Source organism: Amycolatopsis pretoriensis, assembly GCF_900107925.1.
GTDB lineage: Bacteria > Actinomycetota > Actinomycetes > Mycobacteriales > Pseudonocardiaceae > Amycolatopsis > Amycolatopsis pretoriensis.
In genome coordinates this window covers 276,593-284,066 of record NZ_FNUJ01000013.1, presented here as the reverse complement: position 1 = coordinate 284,066, position 7,474 = coordinate 276,593, and the positions used below count along the sequence as shown (strand labels likewise).

At 72.8% G+C, this 7,474-nt stretch carries 10 protein-coding genes; 2 read left to right on the top strand and 8 right to left on the bottom strand.

Annotation, left to right across the window (positions count from 1 at the left end; genetic code table 11):
* Positions 1-167 precede the first annotated feature (167 nt).
* Positions 168-530, top strand: coding sequence for an STAS domain-containing protein (locus BLV96_RS43545; protein ID WP_086670129.1), 363 nt, complete (start codon positions 168-170; stop codon positions 528-530).
* A 27-nt stretch (positions 531-557) separates the two neighbouring features.
* Here BLV96_RS43545 and BLV96_RS43540 read toward each other — a convergent pair whose 3' ends face one another.
* The 5 genes from BLV96_RS43540 to BLV96_RS43520 form a co-directional block, all read right to left on the bottom strand.
* Complete coding sequence (locus BLV96_RS43540) at positions 558-830, bottom strand: hypothetical protein (protein WP_086670131.1); 273 nt, start codon at positions 828-830, stop codon at positions 558-560.
* Between the two features lie 62 nt (positions 831-892).
* On the bottom strand, positions 893-1,330 hold the full coding sequence (locus tag BLV96_RS43535; protein WP_086670133.1) for an Hsp20/alpha crystallin family protein: 438 nt from the start codon (positions 1,328-1,330) through the stop codon (positions 893-895).
* A 94-nt stretch (positions 1,331-1,424) separates the two neighbouring features.
* Complete coding sequence (locus tag BLV96_RS43530; RefSeq protein ID WP_086670135.1) at positions 1,425-2,207, bottom strand: GAF and ANTAR domain-containing protein; 783 nt, start codon at positions 2,205-2,207, stop codon at positions 1,425-1,427.
* The gene (locus BLV96_RS43525) at positions 2,197-2,586 is read right to left on the bottom strand and encodes an STAS domain-containing protein (protein WP_086670137.1); all 390 of its coding nucleotides are present in this window, start codon (positions 2,584-2,586) and stop codon (positions 2,197-2,199) included. Before BLV96_RS43525 ends, BLV96_RS43530 begins: the two co-directional genes overlap by 11 nt.
* Before the next feature lie 147 nt (positions 2,587-2,733).
* On the bottom strand, positions 2,734-3,312 hold the full coding sequence (locus tag BLV96_RS43520; RefSeq protein ID WP_086670139.1) for a TetR/AcrR family transcriptional regulator: 579 nt from the start codon (positions 3,310-3,312) through the stop codon (positions 2,734-2,736).
* Between the two features lie 94 nt (positions 3,313-3,406).
* On the opposite strand from BLV96_RS43520, the gene BLV96_RS43515 reads away from it, so the two are divergent.
* Positions 3,407-4,300 (top strand): SDR family oxidoreductase, encoded by an 894-nt coding sequence (locus BLV96_RS43515; RefSeq protein WP_086670141.1) that lies wholly within the window; start codon positions 3,407-3,409, stop codon positions 4,298-4,300.
* Here BLV96_RS43515 and BLV96_RS43510 read toward each other — a convergent pair.
* From BLV96_RS43510 to BLV96_RS43505, 3 genes are all read right to left on the bottom strand, one after another.
* On the bottom strand, positions 4,297-5,976 hold the full coding sequence (locus BLV96_RS43510; RefSeq protein ID WP_167379920.1) for an alpha/beta fold hydrolase: 1,680 nt from the start codon (positions 5,974-5,976) through the stop codon (positions 4,297-4,299). The genes BLV96_RS43515 and BLV96_RS43510 overlap by 4 nt on opposite strands.
* A gap of 112 nt (positions 5,977-6,088) precedes the next feature.
* A complete protein-coding gene (locus tag BLV96_RS50130; protein WP_158104045.1) occupies positions 6,089-6,247 on the bottom strand; it encodes a hypothetical protein in 159 nt (52 codons plus the stop codon).
* 41 nt (positions 6,248-6,288) lie between these two features.
* The gene (locus BLV96_RS43505) at positions 6,289-7,413 is read right to left on the bottom strand and encodes a serine hydrolase domain-containing protein (protein WP_086670143.1); all 1,125 of its coding nucleotides are present in this window, start codon (positions 7,411-7,413) and stop codon (positions 6,289-6,291) included.
* Positions 7,414-7,474: the final 61 nt, after the last annotated feature.

The window sequence follows — 7,474 nt, the reverse complement described above, 5'->3', positions numbered from 1 at the left end:
CCACTGGTTGTACGCCGTGCTGACATCGGTTTCGACGTCGACGGTCTCGGTCACGGTGCTCATCGTGGGCGTCTCCTTCCTGATGTGGTCGAGGTGCGGTTACCCGGGAAATCGATGACAAAACGATGCGGGCCGCATAAAGTCGGGCACCGGCGGAAGGAGGCGCGGTGACCGACGAGCGGACACTGACGGTGCGGGTGCGCACGGTGCCCGAAGCCGTCGTGGTGGCGGCCGCGGGCGACCTGGACCTCGGCACCGCTCCGGTGCTGCGCGACCGGACGCGGGCGGTGCTGGACGACCGGCCGGGCGCGCTCATCGTCGACCTGGACGGCATCGGGTTCTGCGGTTCGGCGGGCCTGCAGGTGCTGGCCGAGCTCGCCGCCCGGACGACGGCGGACGGCGTACCGCTCGCGGTGGTCGCCGACCGCTACCCGGTGCTGCGCGCGGTGCGCTTGAGCCGGCTGGACGAGGCGTTCGCCGTGCACGCGTCCGTCGACGCCGCCTGTGCCTGGATCCGCGAGGTGCCCTGACGTCCACAGTGGATGTCCTCTGTGGAGTTACGCCGCCGGGCGCGAATTCCGGGCGGTGCTCGTGACGGCGGCCAGCACGGCGTCCGCGTCGAGAGCCGGGTCCCACAGCGCGCAGCCGACGACGTGGGCGAGCCGGCGCCGCCGGTGCGGCCCGGAGTCGGTGAGCGCGACGTCGGTGGGGCGGCCGTTCTTGACGGCGTGCACCGCGCGGGTGACCAGGACCGCTTCCTGGCGGGTGGTGCCGAGTTCTTCGGCCGCGGCGAAGATCCGCTCCGCCGCGGCGTGGACGGGATCGGTCATGTGCTTCCTCGAAGGCCCGGCGCGGCGGACCGGCCGGCACCGGTCCGCCGCGGCCGGCCGCGTCAGGCCTTGATCTGCCTCCGATCGGACTCCGTGCCGGCGATCTCGATGCGGCGCGGCTTCGCCTTCTCGGCGACCGGGATCCGCAGGGTCAGGACGCCGGCCTCGTAGTCGGCCTTGATGTTCTCGGCGTCGAGGGTGTCGCCGAGGAAGAGCTGGCGCGAGAAGACGCCGAGGGGGCGTTCGGACACCTGCATCTGGACGTCGTCACCGCCGGGCAGGGGCCGCCGTTCGGCCTTGACGGTCAGGACGTTGCGCTCGATGTCGAGCTCGATGGCGTCCTTGGTCACGCCGGGCAGGTCGAAGCAGACGACGAACTCGTCGCCGGCGCGGTAGGCGTCCATCGGCATCGCGGCCGGCTTCGACCAGGTGCCCGGGCTGCCGAAGACCTGCTGGGCGAACCGGTCGAGCTCGCGGAACGGGTCGGTGCGCATCAACATCGTTCTCCTCCTTCGACATCGGGTGTCAACACGCACCACATTTCTAGCATGTCGTCTGAACGATGACAAGAGATAAGTCGTCGATGTGATGACGTCAGCCGGGCAGGTCGATCTCCGCGTGCCGCTCGGCGAGCGTCCGGGCCAGCTCGGCCAGCTTGACGTTCAGGTCCTGGGACGTGCGCCGCAGGACGTCGAACGCTTCGTCGGCCGAGACGCCGCGGCGGGCCATGATGATGCCCTTGGCCTGGCCGATCACGTCCCGGCTGTCGATCGCCGTGCGCAGGTGCGCGGCCTGCAGCTCGGCGCGCGTGACGGCGTCGGTGGCCGCGAGGGCCAGCGACGCGTGCGTGGCCAGCAGCAGGAGGACGTCGCGGTCGGCCTCGTCGAGCCCGTTCGGGGAGCGCGAGTACACGTTCAGCGCGCCGATGGACCGGCCCATGGGCGCGCCGGGGATGAGCGCGGTCGAGACGACGGCCCGCACGCCGAGCTCCGCCGCGGCGGGGGCCCACCGCGGCCAGCGCGGCTCGTCGGTGAGGTCCGGCGCGATCGCGACCGCGGGCCCGGCCGGCTCGGCGGACTCGACGCACGGCCCTTCCCGGAACCGGTACTGCAGCAGGTCCAGCTCGATGGCCACCTTCCCGGTCTCGGCGGGGGTGTGGAACTGCCCGTCGGCGTCGATGAGCGTGAAGCTGGCGATCTCGGCCGAGGGGACCATCAGCGTGGTCGCCTCGAGGACACGCTCCAGGACGTCCTCGACGCTGGGGGCGCTCAGCAGCCGGCCGGTCAGCCGCGCGAATTCGCCCGCGAGCGGACCGGGCCGGGTTTCGCCGGCGACGAAGGTTTCCTTGTCGCGCTGCCAATCCTGCTCAGAGGTCATGGTGTCCCGTCGCTTCGGCGAGCGTCCGGTGCAGGGGTAGCTCGGCCTCGAGCCCGAGGACCCGGACCGGGCGCAGCACCGCGCGGCTCTCGGCGACGACGGCCACCGGGACCCCCGCCGCGCGGGCCGCCGACACCGCGTCCAGCACCACGCCCAGCCCGCGGGCCGAGCAGAAGGTGAGCCCGGTCAGGTCGATGACCAGTGCTCTCGGGGCCAGTTCGAGCTCTTCGCCCAGCAATGACGCCAGGTGGCCGGTTCGTGCCAGGTCCAGCTCGCCGGTGACGGTCACGACCGTGCGCTCGGCCGTCGTCGTGATCGCCGTTCCGGCCGGTGCGTTCGCCAGCAGGGCGATGCCCGGGCGAAGAAGGGTGGCTTGCATGGGTTTCTCACCTCGGTCCCGGCCGGCGCGCCGACGCGCGGGCCCTCGGGTTTCCAGGAGGCGGCTGCTGTGCTCAACCGCAGCGACGACGACATTACCCCCGCGCGGCGCCCCAGGGCACCGGACGCCCACCGAGGTCCTCGTCTTTCACCTCGCCGGGCGCAAGGCCCGAGCCGCCAGCGTCAGCAGTTCGGCCAGCACTTCCGCCGCGATGTCGGCCAGTGAGCGCTCCTCCCGCAGCCACCGGGTGAACGCGATCCCGAACACGGTGGCGCCCGACTCCGCGGCCAGCGTGGCCGCGACGTCGTCGACGCCCCGGGCGCGCAGGGCGGTGGCGACCGTCGTGGCCAGGGTCGTGAGCTTGTGGTGCTCGCGTTCCTGCAGTGCCGGATTGCGGTCGATCACGGACTGGCGCGTGCGGGAGTGCGGGCGGCGCTCGTCCGGGAAGAAGGTCGCCGCCGAGCGCAGCGCGCAGGCGACGACTTCGAACGGCGACGCGTCCTCCGGTGCGGCCTCGATGCCGTCGAGGAACGCCTGGACCAGCAGTTCCTGCCCCTGGAAGAGCACCTCGCGCTTGTCGCTGAAGTGCCGGAAGAAGGTGCGTTCGGTGAGGCCGACGGCCTGGGCGATCTCCGCGGCCGTCGTCTGCTCGTAGCCGCGGGTGGCGAACAGCTCGAGCGCGACCTTCTGCAGCCGCTCCGCGGTTCCGGGTTCCCAGCGCACCATGGTTCGAGTCTAGGTGATGACAGCGACTGACATGGAGGCGTAGGGTAGGGATGTCAGCCACTGACATCGTCTCATCCTCGAAGGAGTTCACGCCATGCGTGTTTTCGTCACCGGAGCCTCGGGCTGGATCGGCACCGCCGTCGTCGGCGAGCTGCTCGCCACCGGCCACGAGGTCAGCGGGCTGGCCCGCTCGGCCGGATCGGCTGCCAAGCTCGAGGCGAAGGGCGTCGAGGTCCGCCGGGGCGACCTCGACGACCTGGCCGGCCTCCGCGCCGGCGCCGAGGCGGCCGACGCCGTCATCCACCTGGCGAACAAGCACGACTTCGCCAACCCGGCGGTGTCGAACGCGGCCGAGCGGGCCGCGGTCGAGACCATCGGCGACGCGCTTTCCGGCAGCGGCCGCCCGCTGCTGCTGGCGTCCGGGATCGCCGGCATCCGGCAGGGCCGCCCGGCGACCGAAGCGGACGCCTCCCCGTTCCACGGCCCGGACTCCCCGCGCGGCGGCGCGGAGAACCTGGCGCTGGAGTACGCCGGCCGCGGCGTGCGGCCGGTGAGCCTGCGGTTCTCGCCGACCGTGCACGGCACCGGCGACCACGGGTTCATCGCGGTCCTCTCGGCGATCGCCCGCGAGAAGGGCGTGTCGGCGTACCCGGGCGACGGAACCAACCGCTGGGCGGCGGTCCACGTGCGGGACGCGGCGCGGATGGTCGTCCTCGGCCTGGAGAAGGCTCCCGCGGGCGCGCGGCTGCACGCGGTGGCCGAGGAAGGCGTGCCGACGAAGGAGATCGCGGAGGCGATCGGCCGGGCTTTCGACCTGCCGGTCGCGTCGGTGGCCCCGGACGACGTCGCCGCGCACTACGGCTGGATCGGCGGGTTCTTCGCGATGGACCTGGCGGCGACGAGCTCGGCCACGCAGGAACTGCTCGGCTGGACCCCGGAGGGCCCGACGCTGATCGAGGACCTCGACACAGGTGCCTACTCGGGCTAGGAACCGCGGTTGACGGCGCTGATCCGGTCCTGGAGCCGTTCCCGCGTGGGCGTCAGCGCGTCGCGCGGTGCGGGCTCCGGCGCCGGCTGCCCGGTCGCGTCGCCGGCCGGGCCCACCACCGGGAACACCGCCTTCTCACCCGGCAACGGCACCCCCGGGCAGATCGTCGCCGCCGGGCGGGGCGCGCCCAGGAAGTAGCCGCTCACCAGACCGTCCACACAGGAATTGCCGCTGACCGCGTACTGGCCGTGGAACGGCGAATCCGCCACCGACACCATCGGGACCCCGGCCGCCCGCGCCGCCGCCTCGGCCTGCTCGTAGCCCGTCTGCGGGTCGAACTCGCCCTGCACCACCAGCACGTTCTTCGCCGCCTCCACCGGCAGCGTCGGCAGCTGGTGGCGGGGGAGGTCGGACCAGAACCCGCACGGCTCGCTCAGCCCGTACGCCCAGCCGAACAGCGGGTAGGCCGGGCCCTGCAGGTCGCTCAGCAGCTTGTACCAGGTCGACGCGCGGGTCGGCTGGTCGCCGCACGCGACGGCCAGGCGGGTGCCGCCCACGTCCGCGTAGTCGGGCTCGGGCGGCGCCACGTCCGCCGCCGTCAGCCGGGCCACCGGGACGCCGAACTCGGCGCGGGACACGCGGTCGAGGTCGGCCGCCAGCGCGGCGGGCGGGGGCGGGGCGGTGCCGTCGAGGGCCGCCACGCCCTTGGTCAGCACCAGCGCGCCGACCAGCCACTGCCTCGTGCTGCCGTTGCCGACGAAGACCCCGTCGAAGACGTCCGGCGAGACACCCCGGCCGCGGAAGTAGCCGCGTACCCGCTCGAAGGTCTTCTTGACCTCGGGAACGGTCTTGCCGAGCTGGTCCGGGAACCGCCGGGCCAGCCACGGCGCGTAGACGCGGTCGAACTGGCGCTGGTCGATCTTCGGGAACGCCTCGAACGCGGCCTGCAGCCGGCCTTCGAAGTTGACGCTGGAGTCGAGGACGACCCGGCCGGCGTGTTCGGGGAACAGCGACGTGTACTTCGCGCCGAGCCAGGTGCCGTAGGAGTAGCCGAGGTAGTTCAGCTTCTCGTCGCCCAGCAGCGCGCGGATCAGGTCCATGTCGTGGGTGGTCTGCCAGGTCGTGACGTACGGCGCGAGCGCGTCGCTCTGGCAGGCCTCGGCCACCGCGCGCGGCGTCCGCTGGTGGGCCAGGATGCTGGCGGCCGAGCGGTCGCGCGCGTCGAGGCCGGATTCGGCGGGCAGCCGGCCGGTCGGCACCCGGCAGACGAACCCCTCGTCGTCGCCGCCCTCCTGGCCGGTGCCGCGCGGGTCCATGCCGACGAAGTCGAAGTGCTCGTTCACCTTCGGTTCCAGGCCGGCCAGCGCGCCGGCGAGCGACGTGCCCTGCCCGCCGGGACCGCCCGGGTTGATCAGGATCGCGCCGCGCCGCTCGCCCGTCGCGGCGGCGCGGCTGATGGCCACCTTGAGGTCCGTCCCCGGCGAGGGCGCGGACCAGTCCCGCGGCACGGTGATCCGCGCGCACTGGGCCTTGGCGGCCTTGAACAGGCAGGCGCCCCACTCGACCTTCTGCGTCAGGTAGGGCGCGAGCGGGTCGGGCGTCGTCGCCGCGGCCGGCGCCGTCGCCGCCACCAGGATCGAGACGGCGACCGCCAGCCCCGCTTTGGACGTCCGCACCGCAGCTTTCCTTCCGTGTTCCCCGGCAACCCGGGAACACCCAAGCACGGCACGACGGGCGCGGGCAGCCCGAAGACCACCGACGGCACCGAGATTTCCCTCGATCCGGTGATCAGCTCGGCGGTTCGGGCTCGCCGGCGTCCTCGTCGACGTCCTGGTGCTCGGGCTCCTCGCGGTCCGTCTCCGGGATCGGGACGTCGAGGTCGAGCTCCGGCACGCCGGGCGGGCGCGGCGCGTCGGGGGTGATGGGTCCGTTCTCGGCTTCGGTCATGGCACCCGGTTACCCGGGAACCGCTCGGCCAAGCGGGCCGCTCAGGAGCAGAACGCGGTGTCCACTGCGGACAGGACGGCCTTCTCCGCCTTCTCGCCGTCGCCGAACGTGCCCGGCAACGCGGTCACCGCCAGGCCGACCGAGCGGCCGTCCTCGGTGGCGCCGCCGCGGGTCTCGTAGCCGGGGATGTCGCCGCCGTGGCCCCAGTAGACGCCGCCGCAGCTCAGCGGGACGCGGAAGAGGCCGAGGCCGTACTGCCAGCCGGGGAACAGCGGCGCGTCGACCGTCTTGCGCATCTCCGCGAGCTGCGCGGGCGGCAGCAGCTTGCCCTCGAGCAGCGCCCGATCGACCTTCGCGAGGTCGCCCGGCGTCGAGATCAGCTGCCCGGCCGCCCCGCCCCACGACGGGTCCAGCTCGGTCGCGTCGACGACCTTCGTACCCGTGCTGTTCGCCAGCGCGTAGCCGTGCGGGTGCGGTCCCTGGATCGTGTCGTCGCCGGGTTGCGGCCAGTACGTGTCGCGCAGGCCCGCCTTTTCGATCACGCGGTGGGTGATCTGCTCCTGCACCGGGCGTCCGGTGACGTGCTCGATCAGCAGGCCGGCCAGCAGGTAGTTGGTGTTGCTGTACTCCCACTTCGTCCCGGGCGCGAACTTCGCCGGGTGGGCCAGCGCGGCGGCGAGCAGGTCGTGCGGCTGGAAGAACTTGTGCTGCACGTCCTCGAAGTTCTCGACGCCGAGGTACTCGGTGTAGTTCGGCAGCCCGCTGGTGTGCTGCAGCAGCTGCCGGACGGTGATGGCGTGGCCGTCGATGCCCTCGCCGCGCACCAGCCCGGGCAGGTACTTCTCGATCGGCGCGTCCAGCTCGACCTTGCCCTCGGCGACCAGCTGCAGGACGACGACCGCGGTGAACGTCTTGGTGTTGCTGCCGGCCCGGACGCGGCCGTCGCGCGGCACGGGCACCCGGCGGTCCAGCCGAGCGGACCCGGCGACCAGCGACGTGGACCCGCCGCGGTCACCCACCCAGGCGAGGGCCGCGGGGAACTTCTCCTGGCTCACGAGTGCGTTGAGGCTGTCCTGCACCGGAGACTTCGTGTCCGCGGCCGCCGCCGCGGTGGTGACGGTGCCCAGCAGCCCCGCCACGGTCAAGATCGCCACACCCTTGCGCATCGTTGCTCCTCCATGTCCGGATCGGTAACGGAAATGCTGCTCGAACCCGGCACGAAGATCA

What these genes read in the sequence shown, in the direction of transcription:
- BLV96_RS43540 (WP_086670131.1), bottom strand. Translation starts at nt 830, where the DNA reads ATGACCGATCCCGTCCACGCCGCGGCGGAGCGGATCTTCGCCGCGGCC.
- BLV96_RS43535 (WP_086670133.1), bottom strand. Translation starts at nt 1,330, where the DNA reads ATGTTGATGCGCACCGACCCGTTCCGCGAGCTCGACCGGTTCGCCCAG.
- BLV96_RS43530 (WP_086670135.1), bottom strand. Translation starts at nt 2,207, where the DNA reads ATGACCTCTGAGCAGGATTGGCAGCGCGACAAGGAAACCTTCGTCGCC.
- BLV96_RS43525 (WP_086670137.1), bottom strand. Translation starts at nt 2,586, where the DNA reads ATGCAAGCCACCCTTCTTCGCCCGGGCATCGCCCTGCTGGCGAACGCA.
- BLV96_RS43520 (WP_086670139.1), bottom strand. Translation starts at nt 3,312, where the DNA reads ATGGTGCGCTGGGAACCCGGAACCGCGGAGCGGCTGCAGAAGGTCGCG.
- BLV96_RS43515 (WP_086670141.1), top strand. Translation starts at nt 3,407, where the DNA reads ATGCGTGTTTTCGTCACCGGAGCCTCGGGCTGGATCGGCACCGCCGTC.
- BLV96_RS50130 (WP_158104045.1), bottom strand. Translation starts at nt 6,247, where the DNA reads ATGACCGAAGCCGAGAACGGACCCATCACCCCCGACGCGCCGCGCCCG.
- BLV96_RS43505 (WP_086670143.1), bottom strand. Translation starts at nt 7,413, where the DNA reads ATGCGCAAGGGTGTGGCGATCTTGACCGTGGCGGGGCTGCTGGGCACC.